Raw genomic sequence first — 21052 nt, forward strand, 5'->3', positions numbered from 1 at the left:
TTACTCACCCGTCCGCCGCTAGGAATCAGGTGCAAGCACCCTATCCCCGCTCGACTTGCATGTGTTAAGCCTGCCGCCAGCGTTCAATCTGAGCCATGATCAAACTCTTCAGTTAAAATCATTTCGAGTTTTATAAGTAAAACTCTTAAACTTGGCTCATCAATTTTCTGACTTAAATTTCGCTCAAATAAACTTCGAGTAATTTAAACCAATCAATCAATGAAAATAATTTCGATCAATCAACCAGTAAAAATCCACACAAGTTGTTCTTCATAATCTCTTAATGATCTTCTTGCTACTTCGTCAGTAGCAAGCTAGGTCGGCTATATTACTCTCTATCTCTAGAAAGTCAACCAGTAATGAAAATTATTTTTAAACTTTCTTTCTAAAACCCAACTTAACCATTTCACGCTAAGTTACTGTTTTATCAGAAGTTTTAATCTTCATCACCGCCGATGGATGTGCATTCTACAGTATTTCAGGGGGCTTGCAACCCCATTTTTTAAACTTTACAAACGCATGTTTATTTTATAATCCATAAAATTCATAAGTTACTGTTTTATTTATAAAAATTATTTTAATAAAAGTTTGAGTTATTATTTAATGCAAAACAAAACAATATTAACTTACTGATAAACATGAATTTAAATTACTACCATAAACAAAAAGCAGGAAAAAACTCCTGCTTTTTGTTTGTTTTCAGTTCAAATTAGAATTTCATACTGATTCTTGCCCAGTAATTCCGTCCGATATTATTAAATTGCTCATTGGCAGCAAATCCAAAACCGGAACTGCCCATCTTGTTCAAATGCTCGGCATAGGTACGGTCCAGTACGTTATCGACACCCACAGAAAGATCCATGTTGTCATTTACATGATATGTACCATTTAAAGAGAGAGTACCAAAACCAGCACTTTGCTTAAGATCATAGCCGACAATATTGCCTTCACGCTCACTAATTCGGTTCTGACCATCGACCAGGCGCCAGTAGGCACCCAAAGTATAGTTATCCTGGATATAACGTAAATTTACCCGAGCTTCCAAAGGTGAAATCTGTGGCAACGGCGTATTGTCACTGGTATTTTTACCCCAAGCATACATCGCACTCAGATCAGCCTGAATCGCATCAGTAAACTGATATCCGATTCCGACTTCTGCACCTGCCACTGTTGCATCTACATTTCGGCTATGTGCTTCTAACATTCCCATATTACCTGTTGGCAAGTAAGTCGTGAGGATGTAATCATTGATCACACCTGCATATGCCGATGCCCATGAACTGAAATTACCATGTTCATGCTGGTAGCCAATATCCAGCTGTAAAGTTTTTTCAGTATCAATGTTCTTAAAGGTATTTGGATGACCATTGCCTGATTTTGGACTGAACAGCTCCCAGTAATCCGGCATACGTTCGACATAGCCAATACCCATATAAGTCTTGCCATCATCATGGTCTGGATGCTGATTCTCAAAACGCAAAAAAGCGCTTGGTAAAGTTTTTTTACGCTCCTGGTTTGACTCCACTGCTTCTACTTTGACCTGATCCAGACGCAGGCCACTCACCAACTTATGATTATCACTGACCTCATAACTGAGCTCACCGAAACCACCGATCGACTGGAACTCCATATCTTTAATACGTGACTTATTCTGATACGCTGTCATCAGATTTCCGTTACGTTTGCTATGCTGATTATTCTGGCTGTCGATACCTGTAATCAGCTGTAATTTATCCCATTCACTGGTCACGGCCATACGCGCATTCAATGTCTTACGCGCTACATTGGTGGCCATAGGCATACTCATCATACCGCCAGGCCTGAACTCGCGCAGACTATAGTTATCCATGACATGGTCATTAAAATTGTAGTTTACCTGTGCTTCAATTTTCTTGATCACATCGCTGACATTTCTCTTTTCAACACGCAAACCCAGACTTTCACGGGCAAACTTGGAGCCATCCATTGCACGGCCGGCATACACAGCTTCACCATCCGCCTTGCCCCCGGTCAACTCTACCCAGGTATCGCTATCCGGTGTCCAGCCTAATGCAATGTCGGCATTCCAGCGCTCCCAATCGGAAGGAACAGTCGTGCCATTACCATCTTTATAACTGTCTGAAACAGAGCGGCTGGTATTCAGGCGGATATATTTCTTTTCATCACCACCAGCAGCTTCAATGTTCTGGTCCAGACGACCAAAAGATCCCATCAGTACACTGGCCTGACCACGGTATTTTTTATCCTGATCAAACTGTTCTGGGCGACGCTCAAAAATGACGGTTGCTGCTGAACCGGTATTGGCATATTGAACCGTTTGAGGACCTTTAATCACTGAAATACGGTCATAACTTTCTGGAGAAATATATGAAGTGGGCGAATCCATCCGGCTTGGACAGGCACCGAGGTTTTCAGTGCCATCAGTCAGGATTTTAATACGTGAACCAAACATGCCACGAAAGGTCACATCGCCATTGGTGCCAGCTGCGCTATTGACCGAACTAAAACCTACAATACTTTGCAGATAATCTGCACCATCGGTTGCTGGCACTGGCTGAATCGGCTGTTTGGGATCAGCACGAACAATCAGACCATTGGCATCATTACCGGCAGTTGAAGTCACCACAATCGGCGCCATGGTTTGTACAGGCATGCTTTCATTGGCCATAACCACTGATGAATAACAGGCAACACAAATCGCAGCCGCAAGGGGCTGTAACAAGAATTTAGACTGAGCCATTTTCAATCTCACTGAATACATAAATTAAACACGGTCCGAGTCATTCAAGACCCAGGCAAAACAACGTGGATTTATGCAAACAGTGGCGGTGCCCGTCCCTGCGGGATTAAAAAGAGTCGCTGAAGGATAAACCAGACATGCTTAAAGGCTTGTTCAAAAGCCAATAGTCTGACCTGAATTCGATCCAGGACTTCTTTCACTTCAAGCTTAGGCGGCAAAACCAGGTTGCCATAGACAGTACAGTACTGACACTGATGACTGGCATCGTGTTCATGCGCCATGGAGTCTGAGGAAATAGGATGCTGATCAAGGTGATGATGGGCAGAATGTTCAGAATGAACATGAGAGGAAACTAAAAGGGCGCGCGTGATGGTTTCACAGACCGGAGCAACCTGATATTGCTTCGGCAGCAAAGGCTGTAAGAACACAGCAATCTGTAGAAATACCGCCACAAAGGAAAGTAGCAGACCTCCCCGCAGGACCATAGGCAAACCCTTGAATTTGTCTGGGCTAAGTATAACAAAGCCCAATCGAAATTGGGCTTGTTGAAGCATAAAAATTGCTTGGGAAAAGAGTCCTAGCGTTTAACTGCAACTTTTTCTTTATTGCGCTGGCGAACCAGTTTTTCTACTTTTTCACGGGCACGCTGACGTTTCAATGGCGACAGATAATCCACAAAAAGTTTACCATTTAAGTGATCCATTTCATGTTGGATGCACACAGCGAGAAGTCCATCAGCCTCTTGTTCAAAGGGTTGACCATCCAGACCAATTGCCTCGATTTTTACGCGTGACGGACGCTCAACTTTATCGTATATTTGAGGAACTGATAGACAGCCCTCTTCATAAGGCTGTGTTTCTTCAGTCAATGGTGTGATTTTGGGGTTAATGAACACCATGGGTTGATCTTTGTTTTCAGACAGGTCCATCACAATCAGCTGAATATGACGATCAACTTGGGTCGCGGCGAGTCCGATGCCTGGCGCTTCATACATGGTTTCAAACATATCTGCAGCGAGCTGACGAATTTCATCAGTAACTTCTTCGACTGGTTGTGCAATGGTACGAAGACGGGGATCCGGGAAACTTAAAATAGGTAATAAGGCCATACTGCGTCCTCAATTATGCCATTGATCAAAAAACCAAATGAAGGGAATGCTTCATCAAAAAAATGTGTGTAAGATCGTTATTATAACGCAACTACGCACATAATTTTAGGAATTATGATAATGAAAAAAGTTTTGAAGGGCATGCCATTTTTTAGTGCCTTGGGGTTAAAAAATCAAATGCTCGCACTGGCAGTTTGTGTCGGAGTGAGTATGGGGACAATGTATTCAGCCGAGGCAGCTCCTGCCCGTAACGTCAATCCACCTGCTTTAAAAGCCAGTGCACCCAATGTCTACGTGGTCAAAAAAGGCGATACATTGTGGGATATTTCAAAACGTTTCTTAAAAAATCCGGTGCGTTGGCCAGAAATCTGGGCCAGTAACAAGCACGTGAAAAATCCACATTGGATTTTCCCGGGTGACCGCCTGTTGATGTGTGACTATCAGGGCCGTCCAATTATTGGTAAAGACGAAGGTGATGGCTGTGAAGGTATCATCAGTCGTTATATCGGTAGTACTTCATTACAACCACAGGTTCGCGTTGAATCTTTAAATAATACGATTCCAGTGATTCCACTGGCGCATATCCAGCAATGGCTGGAACGCTATACCATTGTGGCAGCAGATTCAGTTCAGGGTACGCCTTACATTCTCGGCACTGCAGACCAGCGCGTATTGGCAGGTAAAGGCCAGAAGGTCTATGCACGCGGGAATGGTCTGGTGGTTGGCCAGCGTTATGCGGTATATCGTGAAGCAGACCCTTATGTCTTTACCGATGCCAATGGCAAGAAATACACGGCTGCTCTAGAGTTGCAACAGGTTGCTTCCGGAATCGCAGTACGTGGCGAAGGTGATGTCACCACGCTGGAATTGACAGATAGCTATAATGCCGAAGTGCGTCGCGGTGACCGTGTATTGCCTGAATACGATCCGATGTTACCTACCCTGTTCTATCCAGTGAATGCAGAAAATACGGTTGCTGGTGGTCAGATTGTGCGTGTACTGGGTTCAATTGGTACTGCTGCGCGTCATAGTGTCGTAACGATTGACCGTGGTACAGCACATGGGGTTCAGACTGGTCATGTCTTCAGCGTAAACCAGAAAGGTGAAGTGGTGACTGATCCGAAAACCAAAGAGCGCGTACAGCTTCCAGGTGAGCGCATTGGCAATCTGATGGTCTTTAAAACTTTTGACCAACTGAGCTATGCTTATGTGCTGGAAAGTGAGTTACCTATCAAGGTGGGTGCCAATATTCAAGCGCCATTGTTAGATGAATAATAGATTGATCTAACTTTACAACTGAAAGAATAAGAAGACACACATATAGGTCTCGATATGCTGAACTCGTTATCACGCGTGCAACTGGAAACACTGACGTTATGGTATCTGGTTCAGCATTCTCTTTCGAGCTTCTATAAAATCAGTCAGCATTATTCAAGTCTGACCACAGCCCTACAGCCTGATCAGGTGCCCACCTGGCAGGCGCTTGGCATTCATGCCAATCATATCCAACGCTTGAAAGACTTCTCGCTTCCAGAATCACAACAGAAATTTCAGCGCTGTCTGGAAAAAGTTCAACGAGATAGTGATTTCATCCTGCTCTATCATGATCTGCACTATCCGCAGCAACTCAGCCACTATGTAGACAAACCACCAATTATTTTTGGTCAAGGTCAGCCGGATACATTGCTTCAGGCTCAAATTGCGGTTGTAGGAAGTCGAAAGCCGAGTCCTCACGGCCGGCAAGTAGCTTATGATTTTTCCTTTTATTTGAGTGAACAGGGTTTCTATATTAATAGTGGATTAGCACAAGGCATAGATGAAGCAGCACATCGGGCAGGATTAAAATATCAGGGCACCATTGCAGTGATGGGGACTGGACTGGATCAGACCTACCCTTCTCAACATGCACAATTGCGCCAGGAGATTATTGCGCATGGTGGTGCGGTCATTACCGAGTTTCTGCCAGAGACTCCACCCTTGCAGCATCACTTTCCACGGCGTAACCGGATTGTCAGCGGTTTAAGTCTCGGAGTCATTGTGGCTGAAGCGACCTTAAAAAGCGGCTCTCTAATTACGGCCAAACTGGCTGCCGAACAAGGCAAAACCGTGTTTGCCATTCCGGGACATATTTATAGCGAATATCATAAGGGTTGCCATCAGCTGATTCGTGAAGGCGCGATTCTAATTGATCACCCGCAACAGGTGATTGAAGAACTGGCTTTGGCGACCCAATGGCAAGCCTTACAAAATGAAGTACAACATGACATGGCGGATGAACTTCCTGCACACATACCGCCTCATCTGCTCAGACTTTATAACCAGTTAGACTGGGTCGGACAGGATCTGGATCATCTCAGTCATCATCTGCAACTGGGTGTGTCTTCTCTGACCAGTCAATTGATGGAACTGGAGCTACTTGGCTTTTGTACTCAGCAAGCCGGCATGTATCTACGTTGTCGTCCACATAAATAAGGTTCACAATAGACACTTCTTGTTTTGATAAGGTATACACATGATCACCACCTCTGTTGCCGAAGCAGCTGAATGTCTCAAAGCTGGACAGGTCTTGGCATACCCTACAGAGGCTGTTTGGGGTTTAGGTTGCGACCCCTATAATGAACAGGCATTTCACCAGATTTTAACCTTAAAACAGCGCCCGATTGAAAAAGGCGTGATTTTACTCGCAGCTCATATTTCACAAGTGGAACATTTACTTCAGGATCTAAGTGAAGAAATGCGTGAAAAAGTAATTGAGTCCTGGAGTAATGATCGACCTACAGACCGGGCAACCACCTGGCTACTCCCTGCCAATGACGATATTCCAGGCTGGATTAAAGGCAAACACCCTAAAGTGGCAGTGCGCGTGACTACTCATCCTCTTTGTGTAGCCTTGTGTCAAGCCTTTGGCGGTTTTATTGTTTCGACCAGTGCCAATCCTGCCGGCTTAGAACCTGCACGTTCCCTGCAAGATGCCATGCGTTATTTTGATCAGGACCTAAATTATCTGAATGGCGATCTGGGACTGAGCCAGAAACCAAGCCGGATTATTGATGCTGTAACAGGTGAAATTATTCGTGACTGAGCCTTTGCTCAGTCATTTTTCTTTTCAAGCCGACTAAAGTTTTAAGACAAAAAAAAGCTCAACCATATAGGGATGGTTGAGCATAAAAAAGGATGTGTATTATCACATCCAGAGGGTATCGAAATCTCTGGGCATTTCAGCAACAGTCGCTGATCTGCGATGGAGCGTATTATGGGCGAACAGTTTAAAAAAAACAAATATATTTTAGCTCTTAAAAAACAGCTTAAACCTATGATTAATCAATCATTATTTGAAAAAAATTCAAATTATCTTGCTCTTTTTAAAGTGCTTTTTAAAGAAGCTAAAAGCTACTCTTCTCGACTAAAGTCTATTTGCCTTTATTCACGAGATCATTCAAGCAAAAAATTAAGTTTGTTTGTTCGTTTTTTGGGCAACTATTTGGCTTTCAGGAGCACTGGCGCCACAGTTTTTTTCTGGGCCAGCACAATTCCGAACAGAATAATCGCCCCACCAATACTGTGATAAATGGTCCAGGCCTCTTTTAACCAGACAAAGGCAATTAAAGCGGTAAACACCGGCATCAGGTTCATAAAGATACTGGTGCGGGTCGGTCCCAGACGCTGAATCGCCATCATCCACACCAAAGGGGCAATTAATGAAGGGAAAATACTGGCGTAGATAACGCTGCCGGCATTGGTCATATTGATGGCATCAAGACCCAACCAAGCCACAAACGGCAGGTGATACAGCAGCGCAAACAGAATCTGTACATACAGGCTCAGCATTAACGGAATCTGCAGCTGCCATTTTTTCAGAAAAACCCCATAAAAGGCATAGAAAAACACGGCGATAATCATCAGCAGATCGCCCCATTGGCCGCCGGCATGCAGCAGGCCCCAAGGATTGCCCTGCCCCATCACATAGATCAGCCCGGCAAAAGACAACAGACTGCCAATAATGGCGTAGCGATTCGGAATATCGCGCAGAATCAGCATCGACACAAAAATGGTAAAAATCGGAATAAAGGCATTAATAATGCCCATATTGGTGGCGGTGGTGTAATGTGCAGCGGTATAAGCCAGTCCCTGATACAGCACCAGACCAAAGGCACTCAGCACTGCCAGCTGTTTCAGATGCGGCACAATCAGGGCACTCTCACGAATCACCCGCGGCAAAATAAACGGGGTTAGAATCAGAAAGGCAAAAAACCAGCGATAAAAACTGATGCTCACCGGCGAGATAAAGTCGGTCACATAGCGGGTCACGACAATATTCAGTGACCAGATCAGTACCGCAGTCAATGGAAGCAGCATGGCCCACCACATTGTTTTTTGCTGCTGCGTCATAACTTCATCCCTGTCTTTATCTATTGTTAATCTATACCCTCTTGGCAAGTACCTAAGCATAATTGATTTTTCAACTAAAATTAATGCTATTTGTAGCCGGCAAGTAAGCATTTCACTGATTCTGACTTGTACTGTATTTAAATACCCGTTAAAACAAATAGCCCTCATTCATTTAATAAAAAGGAAATCCGATGAGCACTTCTGTGTATGACATTCCGGTAAAAACGATTCAAGGAACGGACACGACGCTGAACCAGTATCAAGGCAAAGTCTTACTGCTGGTAAATGTGGCATCAAAATGCGGCCTCACTCCACAATACGAAGGCTTGCAAAAGCTCTATGATGATAAAAAAGCCGAAGGACTGGAAATCTTAGGTTTCCCTTCCAATGATTTTCTGGAACAGGAACCTGGAAGTGAAAAGGAAATTCAGGACTTCTGTTCCCTGAACTATCAGGTGGATTTCCCGCTGTTTGCCAAAATTCCGGTCGTGGGTAAAGCCAAACATCCTTTGTATGACACTTTGACTCAGGCTGCACCAGAACGTATTGGTGAAGGTCCATGGTGGAAAGATCTGGTCGACTATGGCCTGACTCCAAATGAACCGCCTGAAGTCCTCTGGAACTTTGAAAAATTCCTGGTGAACAAACAGGGGGAAGTCGTTGCACGTTTTGCACCGGATATGACGGCAGATGATTCACGCCTGCTGGATGCAATCAATGCTGAGCTTGCTAAATAAGTCTTTTTAAATAGGTCGGTTGCAACTGATGACCAGTTTAGCCGACCTAGCTCATAGGCATAAACATTGAATTTCATATTTTTTTCACAAACTTATCTAAAATTTATGTTTGCTGAAACCGCCCAGACCCGATAAAACATGAGTCTATTTCCATAACAATTCGAGCAAAATAATATGAGCCAGTCCATTTATGAGATTCCGGTAAAAACCGTCACTGGAGAAAATACGACTCTGTCCGATTATCAAGACAAAGTCCTGCTGATTGTAAATGTCGCATCGAAATGTGGTTTAACCCCACAATATGAAGGACTGCAGAAACTTTATAATGAGAAAAAAACCGAAGGACTGGAAATTCTGGCTTTTCCTGCGAATAACTTTAAAGGTCAGGAACCGGGCACAGACGAGGAAATCCAGCAGTTCTGCAGTCTGAACTACAATGTGGATTTCCCGCTATTCTCCAAGATCTCTGTCGTGGGTGAAGATCAGCATCCTCTTTACCATTATCTGACCCAAGCTCAGCCGCAACGTACAGGCGGCGAAGATTTTGCAGAGCGCCTGAAAAGTTTTGGCAATACGCCAAATGAATTACCAGAAGTGCTGTGGAACTTTGAAAAATTCCTGGTCAACAAGCAAGGTGAAGTGGTCGCGCGTTTTGCGCCAAATATTCCGGCAGATGATGCTCGCTTGCGAGATGCAATCAATGCAGAATTGGCCAAATAATTTGTAACAGTAATGTAAGTATCTATTTCAATAATAGATACTTATTATTTAAATAAAAATCAAATACTTACAACCAGATTTACTTAGCTCTAAAATCTCCATGATTTACGCTTAATTTTTATTTTTCTACAACACTTCATTCCATATTTATCAATGAGTTAAGCCTAAAATGCAGTTATCCCAAGAGAGATAACGATAGGTTCAAAACATGAAAAACTTAGTAAAAGCAGTCGTATTTTCATTATCTAGTACACTTGTGGCGACTTCAGCTTTTGCTGCAGCTCCAGAGCATCACTCGCAACACCATCAGCCACAAAAAACGCATGTTCAGCAACAGTATCACGCACAGCATAAATCTCCTGCACACGCTCAACAGCATAAACAGGTACATAAGAAAATAGATCCTTCACGCGATTGGCGCGTAGGTCAAAAAGTACCAGCTCAGTTCCAGAGCAAAATGTACAAGGTAGATCACAGCAAATACAAAAAACTCAGCAAACCTGGTAAAAACCAGCAATGGATCAAAGTAAATGGTGACTATATCCTGACCAATGTGATGAGCCATAACATTATCAAAATTATTGCAGGATAAGTTTTATCCTCCTCGGTGAAAAAGAGTGCTTCGGCACTCTTTTTTAATGTCTTAATCTTTTGTATTCAAAATATTTGTTATGACTTTGCAACAATCTTTTTTATCTCCACATTTTATTCTTATAGTCATGCATTAGAACCACCTGCTCCGAGACCACGATTTTATGTCCAAGATTCTTGTAAATGCTCTTCTTCCTTTTGCCCTATTTAGCTCAGGCATTTTATTAATGGGCTGTGAACAGGCGACCGAAGCACCGGTCGAGCAAGAACAAAGTACGCTTTCTACTGATCTTGAACCTGTACAGCAAAGTGATCGCACGACGACTGCGCAAACAGAGCTGAAGTCTGGCAATATGTTTTATATGGTGCGTGATGTAGCTGATCTGCAATTCAAGGCAGGGAGTTATGTTGAACAGTTAAAACAAACCCAAACTGATCTGCAAACTGCGGTGGATACTAAAGATACCGAGCAACTGCAAGCTACAGCAGGCAAGTTACAACAACAGTTGACAGGCTTTAATCAGGCTTTAGGTGAACTGAATTTAAAAAGTCAGGAAATTGATCAGGTACGTAGCAATATTATGAGTGCCAATCAACAGGTTCTGGCTTCTCCTTTACTGAATGGCCAAGTCGATTTCAGTCAGGTTGATTTAAAGAAAATTGAAAGCCAGATGGTTAGTGTGCAAGCTGAAATGCTTAAACTGGCAGGCATGCTGATTCAAAACTCAGATAAAGATGCTTCATCAGAAGCTGAAACAGAAAATACTTGATTTACGCTGATATCTCGTTCAAAAAGAAGCCACTGTTTAAGTGGCTTCTTTATTTTAGAAATTAAATATTATTTTTTGGGCTTTTTACGACAACCAGACGTTTCTGCACAAATTCTTTGAAACCATCAATTGAAAGTTCATGACCATAACCTGAATTTTTGATCCCGCCAAATGGCAGCTCTGGCGCAGTATCGGTATACCAGTTGATCCAGATCATGCCAGTTTCTACACGTGAAGCCAGCTTTTTCGCCCGCTCAATATTTTGTGAATGAATCACGCCTCCGAGACCATAATTAGAATCATTGGCAATCGATACAATTTCATCTTCATCTTTTGCGACATAGATCTGTGCCACAGGACCAAAGAATTCTTCATACCAGGCCGGATTATCACGGCTGATATTTTCCAGAATAGTTGGCTGATAGAAATTACCTTCATGCTCATAAGGCTTACCACCAGTCACGACTTTCGCGCCATTCTCTACTGCCTTATCAACCTGCTTGGTCAGTTTTTCCAACGCATCTGCTGAGGACAGTGGGCCAAGTGTAGTTTCAGAATCCAACGGATCACCAATTTTTAAGCCTTCAAAGACCTTGATCATGCCCGATTTAAATTGTTCCGCAATTTTCTCATGCAGGATAAAACGTTTAGCTGCTGTACAAACCTGCCCCGTGTTATTAACGCGTGCCTGACAGCCGATTTTGATCGCTTTTTCCAGATCAGCATCATCCAGCACAATAAATACATCATTACCGCCTAATTCTAGTGTCGATTTGGTGACATGTTTCCCAGCTTGCCCTGCTACTGCACGCCCTGCGCCTTCTGAACCTGTGAGAGCAACGCCTTGTACACGCGGATCCGCGATAATATCTGCGACCTGATCGCTACTGATAAACAGATTAGTCCACACACCTTTCGGCGCGCCTGCATCCAGAATCAACTGTTCAAAGGCTTCAGCACATTGCGGAACAATGCTGGCGTGCTTGGCTACCACAGGGTTACCAATCGCGCAGTTTGGGGCAAAGACACGCATCAACTGATAAAAAGGAAAGTTCCAGGGTTCTACTGCCATGATGATGCCTAAGGGATGATGCTCTACCCATGCTTCTCCTAGTTCCGTTTCATAAGAAACTGGCGCTAAAAACTCTTTGGCATGATCTGCATAATACTCAGCAATTTTGGCACAGCTTTCGATCTCACCTTCACTCTGCTTGATCAGCTTACCCATATCCAGTGTCATGATTTTAGCCAGTTCTGACTTGCGTTCCCGCATATTTTTTGCCAGTTTGCTAAGTACCTCAATCCGGGTATCTACTTGTTGAGTCCAATCCGACTTCAGGATTTTTTCTGCGGTATCCAAGGCATTTTGGATATCTTGATCAGTGTGTGACGGATAATCTTTTAATTTCTGGTTGTTAAAGGGGTTAATGGATTGATAACTCATAATTAGATCCCTGCTTGGCCAATTCAATTTTTATAAATGGATAACAACGTGATTTGCGTCGTGACAGAGGTAGTAGAACCGTGAAACTTTTTATTGAATAAATCTGAAAAGCTTAAAGACGCCATATCAACTTAGCATTGTTTTTTTCTGACTATGACTTTGCTTACAGATTGGTTCAAAAGATTACGCAGCGCAGGTAAAAGTTATATCGAGTGGTACAAATTAGAGCTATATAGTTTTCTTAAAATAATTATTCATAAGGCTAAAATCTGGTAACTTTTTTCAAAATAGTTTTTATATAAAAAAACCACCCTTTCGGGTGGTTTTTTTAATCTTAAACCAGCAATTACATTGCACGGTTTTTGATTTTGCGGATCGTTTCCAGCTGAGCAGCAGTTTCTGCAAGAGCAGCCAAAGCAGCAGCAGAGTCCAAATCGCTCTTTTGATTTGCTAGCAATTGTTCAGCGTGTTTACGCGCTTCAATAATTGCCGCTTCATCCAAGTTTTCTGCACGGACTGCTGTATCAGCAAGAACCGTAACAACATGCGGTTGAACTTCTAGAACACCACCAGATACATAGATTAATTCTTCTGTACCGTTTTCCAAAATAACGCGGATCGCGCCAGGTTGGAGCAAAGTTACCAGCGGAGCGTGACCAGGCATAATACCTAACTCACCGCCAGCACCTTTAGCAATTAGCATAGTTACAGTGCCTGAGTACAAAGACTCTTGAACACTTACAACGTCACATTGCATAGTCGCCATGAGAATCTCCTAAATTAGGGAACTAATTAAAGTTTCTCAGCTTTAGCAATCACTTCGTCAATACCACCAACCATGTAGAACGCTTGTTCTGGGATGTGATCGTATTCACCAGCTAGAAGACCTTTAAAGCCACGAATCGTTTCTTTAAGCGGTACAAGTTTACCAGGAGCACCAGTAAACACTTCAGCTACGTGGAACGGTTGAGAGAAGAAACGTTGGATCTTACGTGCACGGTATACAGTAAGTTTGTCTTCTTCTGACAATTCGTCCATACCAAGAATTGCGATAATGTCTTTCAATTCTTTATAACGTTGAAGAACGTTTTGAACTGAACGAGCGATTTCGTAATGCTCAGTACCAACTACAAGTGGATCTAGCTGACGTGAAGTAGAGTCAAGTGGATCAATCGCAGGGTAAATACCTTGAGAAGCGATGTCACGGCTCAATACAACAGTTGCGTCCAAGTGAGCGAACGTAGTTGCAGGCGATGGATCTGTTAAGTCATCGGCAGGTACGTATACCGCTTGGATTGACGTAATAGAACCAGACTTAGTCGATGTAATACGTTCTTGGAGAACACCCATCTCTTCTGCAAGAGTCGGTTGGTAACCTACTGCAGATGGCATACGGCCTAGAAGTGCTGATACTTCAGTACCCGCTAGTGTATAACGATAGATGTTGTCGACGAACAATAGTACGTCACGGCCTTTACCGTTTTCGTCTTTTTGATCACGGAAGTACTCAGCCATAGTCAAACCAGTCAACGCTACGCGTAAACGGTTACCTGGTGGCTCGTTCATCTGACCGTAGACCATTGCTACTTTGTCAAGAACGTTAGAGTCTTTCATTTCGTGATAGAAGTCATTACCTTCACGAGTACGTTCACCAACACCAGCAAACACAGATAAACCTGAGTGCGCTTTCGCGATGTTGTTGATCAACTCCATCATGTTTACAGTTTTACCAACACCGGCACCACCGAACAGACCAACTTTACCACCTTTCGCGAACGGGCATAGTAAGTCGATGACTTTAATACCAGTTTCTAGAAGGTCAGTAGAAGCCGCTTGTTCTGCATAAGAAGGCGCTTGACGGTGAATTGGTAAACGCTCTTCAGTCGCAACAGGACCAGCTTCGTCGATCGGGCGACCAAGAACGTCCATGATACGGCCAAGAGTCGCTGTACCTACTGGTACAGAGATCGGAGCGTTAGTGTTAGTTACGTTCAAACCACGCTTAAGGCCTTCAGTAGAACCCATTGCAATAGTACGAACTACGCCATCACCAAGTTGTTGCTGAACTTCTAATGTAGTTTCAGTACCGTCAACTTGGAGAGCGTCATAGATCTTAGGAACGCTGTTACGTTCAAACTCGACGTCGATAACCGCGCCGATGATCTGAATGATACGACCGCTACTCATTGCTGTCTCCTCAATTCAAACTAATATATGTTAAACGGCAGCGGCACCACCAACGATCTCAGAAATTTCCTGAGTAATCGCGGCTTGACGCAGCTTGTTATAAATAAGTTGCAGGTTCTTGATCAATTCACCCGCGTTATCAGTTGCAGCTTTCATTGCAACCATACGAGCAGACTGCTCACACGCGATGTTTTCGATCACACCTTGATACACCACAGACTCGATGTAACGAACCAACAAGCCATTTAAAAGCTCTTCAGCTTCAGGCTCGTAGATGTAATCCCAACCGTATTGACGGTTAAGCGTCTTGTCTTCTTCAGCAGCTGCCAAAGGAACAAGCTGTTCGATCTTTTGGTTTTGAGTCATGGCGTTGACAAAGCCGTTAGAAACCAGATAAATACGATCTAATTCGCCTTTATCATAAGCGTCTAACATCACCTGTACAGAACCAGATAACTGTTCAAGACTTGGAGTGTCGCCCACTTGAGTGGTCGCACCAAGCACTTTACCGCCGTAGTTTTTAAAAAACGAAACCGCTTTTTGACCAATCAAAGCAAATTGAACTTCAATTGACTGCTCTTGTTGCTGTTGAACGTGTTTTACCACTTTCTTGAACAGGTTAATGTTCAAACCACCAGCAAGGCCACGATCTGAAGACACAATGATATAGCCAACGCGCTTAACAGGACGTTCAACCATATAACGGTGTTTATATTCAGGATTCGCTTGTACCAAATGAGCAATTACACGGTGCATATTTTCGGCATACGGACGGCCTTGAGCCATGCGCTCTTGCGCACGACGCATCTTAGAAGCTGCTACCATCTGCATCGCGCGAGTAATTTTCTGCGTGCTTTTGATACTAGCTACTTTGGCGCGAATTTCTTTTAAATTTGCCATACGCTTAACCTAGTATTCGAAGGCCCTTTCGAGCCCTCGAAGGTTGATTCCGTGAACCAAACCAACACTAATTAGCAAGTTGCTAAATTAGTAAGTTTGAGTCGCTTTGAACTTTTCAATACCAGCTTTGAATTCAGCTTCGATATCTTTATCCCAAGCACCAGTCTCGTCAATTTTTTGCATTAACGCAGCGTGTTCTGAACGGAAGTAAGCAATTAACGCAGCGTCAAAGTCTACGATTTTCTTCACTTCTACGTCAGCCATGTAGCCTTCGTTAGATGCATAAACTGATACAGCTTGGTCAGCGATTGAGTATGGAGCATATTGTTTTTGCTTCATAAGCTCAGTTACGCGTTGACCGTGTTCAAGCTGTTTACGAGTTGCTTCGTCAAGGTCAGAAGCGAACTGAGCAAACGCTGCCAATTCACGGTACTGTGCAAGTGCAGTACGGATACCACCAGACAATTTCTTGATGACTTTAGTCTGCGCAGAACCACCAACACGAGATACAGAGATACCCGCGTTCACAGCAGGACGGATACCCGCGTTGAACAATGATGTTTCAAGGAAGATCTGACCGTCAGTAATCGAAATTACGTTGGTTGGTACGAATGCAGATACGTCACCTGCTTGAGTTTCAATAATCGGCAATGCAGTTAATGAACCAGTTTGGCCTTTAACTTCACCGTTAGTGAATTTCTCAACGTAGTCAGCAGATACACGAGAAGCACGTTCAAGTAAACGTGAATGTAGATAGAACACGTCACCTGGATAAGCTTCACGACCTGGTGGACGACGAAGAAGCAATGAAATTTGACGGTAAGCAACAGCTTGTTTAGACAAGTCATCATAGATGATCAGAGCGTCTTCACCGCGGTCACGGAAGTATTCACCCATTGTACAGCCAGAGTATGGAGCCAAGAACAGCATTGCTGCTGGATCGGCTGCAGCTGCTGCTACAACAGTTGTATACGCCATAGCGCCAGTTTCTTCCAGCTTACGTACTACGTTTGCAATAGTTGATTGTTTTTGACCAACTGCAACGTAGATACATTTAATGCCAGAGTTTTTCTGAGCGATGATCGCGTCGATCGCCATAGCTGTTTTACCAGTCTGACGGTCACCAATGATCAACTCACGTTGACCACGGCCTACTGGAATCATTGTATCTACTGATTTATAACCAGTTTGTACAGGTTGATCCACTGATTGACGCCAAATTACGCCTGGTGCTACTTTTTCAACAGCATCAGTCAGTTTTGCATCAATAGGGCCTTTACCATCAATCGGGTTACCCAAAGCGTCTACGACACGGCCAAGAAGTTCAGGACCAACCGGAACTTCTAATACACGACCTGTACAACGAGCTTTTTGACCTTCTTGAAGGTTTAAGTAGTTACCTAAAACAACGACGCCCACTGAATCCTGTTCTAGGTTCAGTGCCATACCGTATAAGCCGCCGTCGAATTCGATCATTTCACCGTACATTGCATCAGCAAGGCCGTGAATGCGCACAATACCGTCGGATACCATAACAATGGTACCTTCGTTTTTAGCGGTCGCGCTGGTGTCCAGATCGCCGATACGCTGTTTAATGAGCGCACTGATCTCGGATGGATTCAGTTGTTGCATTGCGCTATACCTCAATCTTTTTAAAGTTCAGTCTTCTTATATGCAATTAAGCTAGAAGACGAGTACGCATTTTTTCAAGCTTATTAAGCGCAGAATCATCTATCACTTGGTCGCCTGCACGAATAACCACACCCGCGATTAATGCCGGGTTAACTTCTACAGAAACGTTTACTGCTGCATTGAATTTTTTCTCTAACGCATGAGTAAGAAGTTGTTCCTGTACAGAAGTCAACGGGAATGCTGATTCAATTACAACATCCACAGTATTGTTATTCTGTGATTTGAGCTGTTCATATTCTGCAGCGATTTCAGGAAGCAAAGCCAAACGTGCGTTTTCAGCAAGCATAGTCAAAAAGTTTGACACTGCAGGCGTTTGGTCTTCGCCTAAAACTTTAGCAAAAAGTGCCACCTGCTCAGCAGGTGTCAACTCAGGGCGATTTAGATAAGCTGAAAATGCTTCGTCTTGCACCGCAGCACTGAGCAAGTTAAGTGCTGTTGACCAATTGTCAGTTGCACCTTGCTCAGAAGCGTAAGCAAATGCTGCTTTAGCGTAAGGGCGTGCCAACGTCAAGAGTTCAGCCATAATCCGCCTCTCTTAAAGTTTAGCAGCCAGCTGAGTCAGCATGGCATTGTGAGCTTCTGCGTCAACTTGCTGGCTAAGAATTTTCTCAGCACCAGCAACTGCAAGAGCAGCCACTTGTTGACGTAATTCTTCGCGAGCAGCATTGATTTCAGTATCAACAGCTTCTTTAGCTTGTTGACGAATACGCTCACCTTCAGCTGATGCTTGGGTACGAGCTTCTTCGACCAATTGCGCTGCACGACGGTTCGCTTGTTCGATCAATTGAGCCGCTTGTGCTTTTGCCGCGTCCAGTTCAGCTTTCACTTGTGCTTGCGCATCTGCAAGGTCAGCCTTCGCTTTTTCAGCAGCATTTAAGCCATCAGCGATTTTACGCTGACGTTCACTAATCGCATTGATTAGTGGTGGCCATACAAACTTCATGCAGAATGCGACGAAAATCGCAAACGCAATCGCTTGGCCAAACAATGTGAGGTTGATATTCATTGCAAATTCCTCAAATAGTGAATTTCGGAATTAAGCTGATTAACCTACAAATGGATTAGCGAAGATGAAGAACAAGCCAATACCAACACCGATCATAGGCACAGCATCAAGAAGACCCGCGATTAAGAACATACGAGTTTGAAGTTGTGGAGCCAATTCTGGTTGACGAGCTACAGCTTCAAGGAAACGGCCGCCTAGAAGACCAAAACCAATCGCAGTACCTAAAGCACCGAAAGCGATCAAGATAGCAGATGCAATTGCAACTAGACCTAAAGTGAGTTCCATGATAATTCCTCAGAGGTTAGGTTTATACCAAATTAAGTTAAAAAATTGTGCCCAACCATCCCGTGACAGTTAGGCAATACCATTAATGCTTTTCGCTTGCCATGCTCAAGTATACGATAGTCAGCATCATGAAAATGAATGCTTGTAGCGTAATAACAAGAATGTGGAAGATCGCCCAAGGCACAGATAACGCCCACTGGATCCAGAACGGTAATAACGCGATAAGAATGAAGATTAACTCACCCGCATACATGTTACCGAATAGTCGTAGAGCCAATGAAACTGGACGTGCAAGGAAGGTTACCAATTCCAGAATCAAGTTCACTGGAATAAGGATCGCTTTTGCAACTGGGTTACTTGGGTTAAATGGGTTAAGTGCTAGTTCACCAACGAAGCCGCCAACACCTTTTTCACGGATGCTGTAGAACAAGATAAGTGCAAATACAGACAATGACATACCAAGGGTAATGTTAGGGTCAGTAGATGGAACGATCTTGAAGTATACGTGGTGTGGATCAATACCAAACAGGCCACCAATCACGTGTTGAGCGACATAAGGAATCCAGTCAACCGGGATAAGGTCCATCAAGTTCATGAGGAAAATCCACACGAAGATGGTTAGCGCTAGTGGAGCGATCAAACGCGATTTACCATGGAAGGTATCGCGTACACTTGAGTCAACAAACTCGATAATCATTTCGATTGCAGACTGGAACTTGGTAGGAACACCAGAGTTTGCAGCTTTCGCTACGAGCCAGAATAACAAGCAGAAAATGATACCAAGGCCGATTGACCAACCCATTGAATCCAAGTGAATAGCAGTGAACCCCATCTGTTGAGCTTCAGCACCGTTCTCGGCCAATTTCCATGTACCGTCTGGCATTTTGCCATAGGTCATATTGGTCAAGTGATGCTTGATATACTCGGTCGAAGTAAGGGCATGTTCTTCAGCAGCCATAAATCACACCTGGTCAATGTCAAAAAACTATAGAACAAACGAATATCGCGTGCTGCTTGATATCTCGCCTGCTCCTAAAAAAACTTTTCAATTTTTTGTTGTGTTTAAACTCGTTTTTGTAGACGTGACACCCAAAAAGGAGCGACCCACGACATGGCTTGAACGAGCATAAAACCACAAAACAACGCAACCGGGGATAACGGCTTGACATTGCTTAAAATTAAAATGAAACCAACAATCACAATTGCAAACTTGCCCATCAAGCCTTTATACATGTTCGAAAGAACCTGCTTAGATGCCCGGGCTCCTGCCGCTCGAAATGATTGCCATGAAAAATAACAACTCGCAAGCCAGCAGACGAACGCCCCCAAAGCGGCACTCAAGGCTACGGTTGAGTCTTTCACGACCCAGCCAATCAAGGCTGAAACAGGAATCATTAATGCTTGTAAGAGGACTAAAGCTTTCGCTAATCGTCGGTCAATCAAGCGACTAGTTCGGCTCATTATTTATTCACTCACAGCAAGCATGCTTGACAAGTTTAGCTGATGATTATTTTTAATCGCAGGCATTATAGAGTTACACCCCTGAACATGCAATCTTTTCCCGACCTTAGTCGTGTTTTTTTCAACAGATCAAATGCTGGCAAACTAATCAAAACTTGATTATTTTTAAATCATTGATGGGCATTTAACACACATTTACGGGTTTGCTCGGCCAATTTCTGCCAGGCCTGGATAAAGTCCCCTGCCCCACTCATGCTTTCATCGACACTCTGGAATACAATCGGTTTCAGTTTTCGGTACTGATTTTCACCAGCATGCGCTTCTGCCAGCAGACACATTTTGCTCTGCACACGAGTGTCTTGCAGATATTTGATTTGCGCCACGGTTGGTGACACATGTGGGTCATCGGTTAAAGCTCCCATAAACTTCAGATTCAATGGGCGTTCCAGATATTGATAGGCATCATGATAGGACCAATAAGGTTGAGCTTTACTTGTAGAACTATAACGCTGTGCAGTCAAAAACATGGTTTGGGCAAAGTCACGCGCATTTTTCCAATAGGCCTCCCGATGCTCAGGCAGCTGCTGAGAACGTAAGGCTGCAATAAAGAAACCGATACGTACTGCATTGTTGGGATCGAGCCAGACATGGGTATCGACGGTATCTTTTAAGGCTTGCCCACGTGGATTACGCATTGGTAAAGTGGTCAGAATACCCGAATCTAAAATCGCGATACTTTTATTGTTATTGTTCAACACTTTTGCCAACGGCGCTTCATGTGCCTGCCCTAACCAGATCACCAGGCCGGCATCCTGAATCGTTTTACGGTGTGCCGGGGTCAGACTGACATCATGACCGCTTTGATTGGCCAGTAATAAAGTCGGCTGTTCCACGCCTTGAGTAATGGTCTTGGCAATCAGATAAATCGGCTGCGTTGAAACCACCAGACTTTGCGACCAGCTAATGGTACTGAACAAAGCCAGGCTACACAGGGCAAGGAAACGGAACATGAAGAGAAATCG

Annotated in this window: 22 protein-coding genes and 1 rRNA gene; 7 read left to right on the forward strand and 16 right to left on the reverse strand. The window is 43.8% G+C overall.

What is annotated here, in order from left to right; translation table 11 throughout:
• The 4 genes from FTU72_RS08490 to def all read right to left on the reverse strand — a co-directional run.
• Nucleotides 1-115, reverse strand: a 16S ribosomal RNA gene (locus tag FTU72_RS08490); the annotation flags it as partial.
• Nucleotides 116-709: 594 nt separating this feature from the next.
• Nucleotides 710-2740 carry a TonB-dependent copper receptor gene (locus FTU72_RS08495; RefSeq protein ID WP_180052714.1) on the reverse strand — a complete coding sequence of 677 codons (2031 nt, stop codon included), beginning with the start codon at nucleotides 2738-2740 and terminating at the stop codon, nucleotides 710-712.
• A gap of 71 nt (nucleotides 2741-2811) precedes the next feature.
• On the reverse strand, nucleotides 2812-3225 hold the full coding sequence (locus tag FTU72_RS08500) for a DUF2946 family protein (RefSeq protein ID WP_180018519.1): 414 nt from the start codon (nucleotides 3223-3225) through the stop codon (nucleotides 2812-2814).
• Nucleotides 3226-3317: 92 nt separating this feature from the next.
• Entirely contained in the window at nucleotides 3318-3848 is a 531-nt protein-coding gene (gene def, locus FTU72_RS08505) for a peptide deformylase (RefSeq protein WP_004780730.1), read from the reverse strand.
• A 120-nt stretch (nucleotides 3849-3968) separates the two neighbouring features.
• Here def and FTU72_RS08510 point away from each other — a divergent pair, with 120 nt between their 5' ends.
• The 3 genes from FTU72_RS08510 to FTU72_RS08520 are packed head-to-tail and all read left to right on the forward strand — an operon-like array spanning nucleotide 3969 to nucleotide 6930.
• Nucleotides 3969-5123 (forward strand): LysM peptidoglycan-binding domain-containing protein, encoded by a 1155-nt coding sequence (locus FTU72_RS08510; protein ID WP_180034228.1) that lies wholly within the window; start codon nucleotides 3969-3971, stop codon nucleotides 5121-5123.
• A gap of 57 nt (nucleotides 5124-5180) precedes the next feature.
• A complete protein-coding gene (dprA, locus tag FTU72_RS08515; protein WP_180052713.1) occupies nucleotides 5181-6320 on the forward strand; it encodes a DNA-processing protein DprA in 1140 nt (379 codons plus the stop codon).
• Between the two features lie 40 nt (nucleotides 6321-6360).
• The gene (locus FTU72_RS08520) at nucleotides 6361-6930 is read left to right on the forward strand and encodes an L-threonylcarbamoyladenylate synthase (RefSeq protein ID WP_159124339.1); all 570 of its coding nucleotides are present in this window, start codon (nucleotides 6361-6363) and stop codon (nucleotides 6928-6930) included.
• A 395-nt stretch (nucleotides 6931-7325) separates the two neighbouring features.
• Here the strand turns inward: FTU72_RS08520 and FTU72_RS08525 are convergent, their stop codons facing one another.
• Nucleotides 7326-8237, reverse strand: a complete 912-nt coding sequence (locus FTU72_RS08525) for a DMT family transporter (RefSeq protein WP_180052712.1) — start codon at nucleotides 8235-8237, stop codon at nucleotides 7326-7328.
• Between the two features lie 191 nt (nucleotides 8238-8428).
• Between FTU72_RS08525 and FTU72_RS08530 the strand changes: the two genes are divergently transcribed.
• From FTU72_RS08530 to FTU72_RS08545, 4 genes are all read left to right on the forward strand, one after another.
• Nucleotides 8429-8974, forward strand: coding sequence for a glutathione peroxidase (locus FTU72_RS08530; protein ID WP_180052711.1), 546 nt, complete (start codon nucleotides 8429-8431; stop codon nucleotides 8972-8974).
• A 174-nt stretch (nucleotides 8975-9148) separates the two neighbouring features.
• Nucleotides 9149-9694: a glutathione peroxidase gene (locus FTU72_RS08535; RefSeq protein ID WP_159124341.1), complete on the forward strand. Its 546-nt coding sequence runs from the start codon at nucleotides 9149-9151 to the stop codon at nucleotides 9692-9694.
• A 208-nt stretch (nucleotides 9695-9902) separates the two neighbouring features.
• A complete protein-coding gene (locus FTU72_RS08540; protein WP_034171538.1) occupies nucleotides 9903-10286 on the forward strand; it encodes an RcnB family protein in 384 nt (127 codons plus the stop codon).
• A 163-nt stretch (nucleotides 10287-10449) separates the two neighbouring features.
• Nucleotides 10450-11055, forward strand: coding sequence for a hypothetical protein (locus FTU72_RS08545; RefSeq protein ID WP_159124343.1), 606 nt, complete (start codon nucleotides 10450-10452; stop codon nucleotides 11053-11055).
• A 61-nt stretch (nucleotides 11056-11116) separates the two neighbouring features.
• Here FTU72_RS08545 and FTU72_RS08550 read toward each other — a convergent pair whose 3' ends face one another.
• The 11 genes from FTU72_RS08550 to FTU72_RS08600 form a co-directional block, all read right to left on the reverse strand.
• Nucleotides 11117-12499, reverse strand: a complete 1383-nt coding sequence (locus tag FTU72_RS08550) for an NAD-dependent succinate-semialdehyde dehydrogenase (RefSeq protein WP_180052710.1) — start codon at nucleotides 12497-12499, stop codon at nucleotides 11117-11119.
• Between the two features lie 346 nt (nucleotides 12500-12845).
• Nucleotides 12846-13265, reverse strand: coding sequence for a F0F1 ATP synthase subunit epsilon (locus tag FTU72_RS08555; protein ID WP_004780711.1), 420 nt, complete (start codon nucleotides 13263-13265; stop codon nucleotides 12846-12848).
• Nucleotides 13266-13291: 26 nt separating this feature from the next.
• Nucleotides 13292-14686 carry a F0F1 ATP synthase subunit beta gene (atpD, locus tag FTU72_RS08560; protein ID WP_004780710.1) on the reverse strand — a complete coding sequence of 465 codons (1395 nt, stop codon included), beginning with the start codon at nucleotides 14684-14686 and terminating at the stop codon, nucleotides 13292-13294.
• A 30-nt stretch (nucleotides 14687-14716) separates the two neighbouring features.
• On the reverse strand, nucleotides 14717-15586 hold the full coding sequence (atpG, locus tag FTU72_RS08565) for a F0F1 ATP synthase subunit gamma (protein WP_004780708.1): 870 nt from the start codon (nucleotides 15584-15586) through the stop codon (nucleotides 14717-14719).
• Nucleotides 15587-15673: 87 nt separating this feature from the next.
• The gene (gene atpA, locus FTU72_RS08570) at nucleotides 15674-17218 is read right to left on the reverse strand and encodes a F0F1 ATP synthase subunit alpha (RefSeq protein ID WP_180025424.1); all 1545 of its coding nucleotides are present in this window, start codon (nucleotides 17216-17218) and stop codon (nucleotides 15674-15676) included.
• A 46-nt stretch (nucleotides 17219-17264) separates the two neighbouring features.
• The gene (locus tag FTU72_RS08575) at nucleotides 17265-17801 is read right to left on the reverse strand and encodes a F0F1 ATP synthase subunit delta (RefSeq protein WP_179992714.1); all 537 of its coding nucleotides are present in this window, start codon (nucleotides 17799-17801) and stop codon (nucleotides 17265-17267) included.
• 12 nt (nucleotides 17802-17813) lie between these two features.
• Nucleotides 17814-18284, reverse strand: a complete 471-nt coding sequence (locus tag FTU72_RS08580) for a F0F1 ATP synthase subunit B (RefSeq protein WP_004780703.1) — start codon at nucleotides 18282-18284, stop codon at nucleotides 17814-17816.
• A 39-nt stretch (nucleotides 18285-18323) separates the two neighbouring features.
• The gene (gene atpE, locus FTU72_RS08585; protein ID WP_000424060.1) at nucleotides 18324-18569 is read right to left on the reverse strand and encodes a F0F1 ATP synthase subunit C; all 246 of its coding nucleotides are present in this window, start codon (nucleotides 18567-18569) and stop codon (nucleotides 18324-18326) included.
• 82 nt (nucleotides 18570-18651) lie between these two features.
• Complete coding sequence (gene atpB / locus FTU72_RS08590; protein WP_004780701.1) at nucleotides 18652-19527, reverse strand: F0F1 ATP synthase subunit A; 876 nt, start codon at nucleotides 19525-19527, stop codon at nucleotides 18652-18654.
• 104 nt (nucleotides 19528-19631) lie between these two features.
• Nucleotides 19632-20030 carry an ATP synthase subunit I gene (locus FTU72_RS08595; RefSeq protein ID WP_166139355.1) on the reverse strand — a complete coding sequence of 133 codons (399 nt, stop codon included), beginning with the start codon at nucleotides 20028-20030 and terminating at the stop codon, nucleotides 19632-19634.
• A 170-nt stretch (nucleotides 20031-20200) separates the two neighbouring features.
• A complete protein-coding gene (locus tag FTU72_RS08600) occupies nucleotides 20201-21040 on the reverse strand; it encodes a metal ABC transporter solute-binding protein, Zn/Mn family (protein ID WP_180011622.1) in 840 nt (279 codons plus the stop codon).
• Nucleotides 21041-21052: the final 12 nt, after the last annotated feature.

It is taken from the genome of Acinetobacter sp. YH12137, assembly GCF_013418535.1.
In the GTDB taxonomy this organism is placed as follows: domain Bacteria; phylum Pseudomonadota; class Gammaproteobacteria; order Pseudomonadales; family Moraxellaceae; genus Acinetobacter.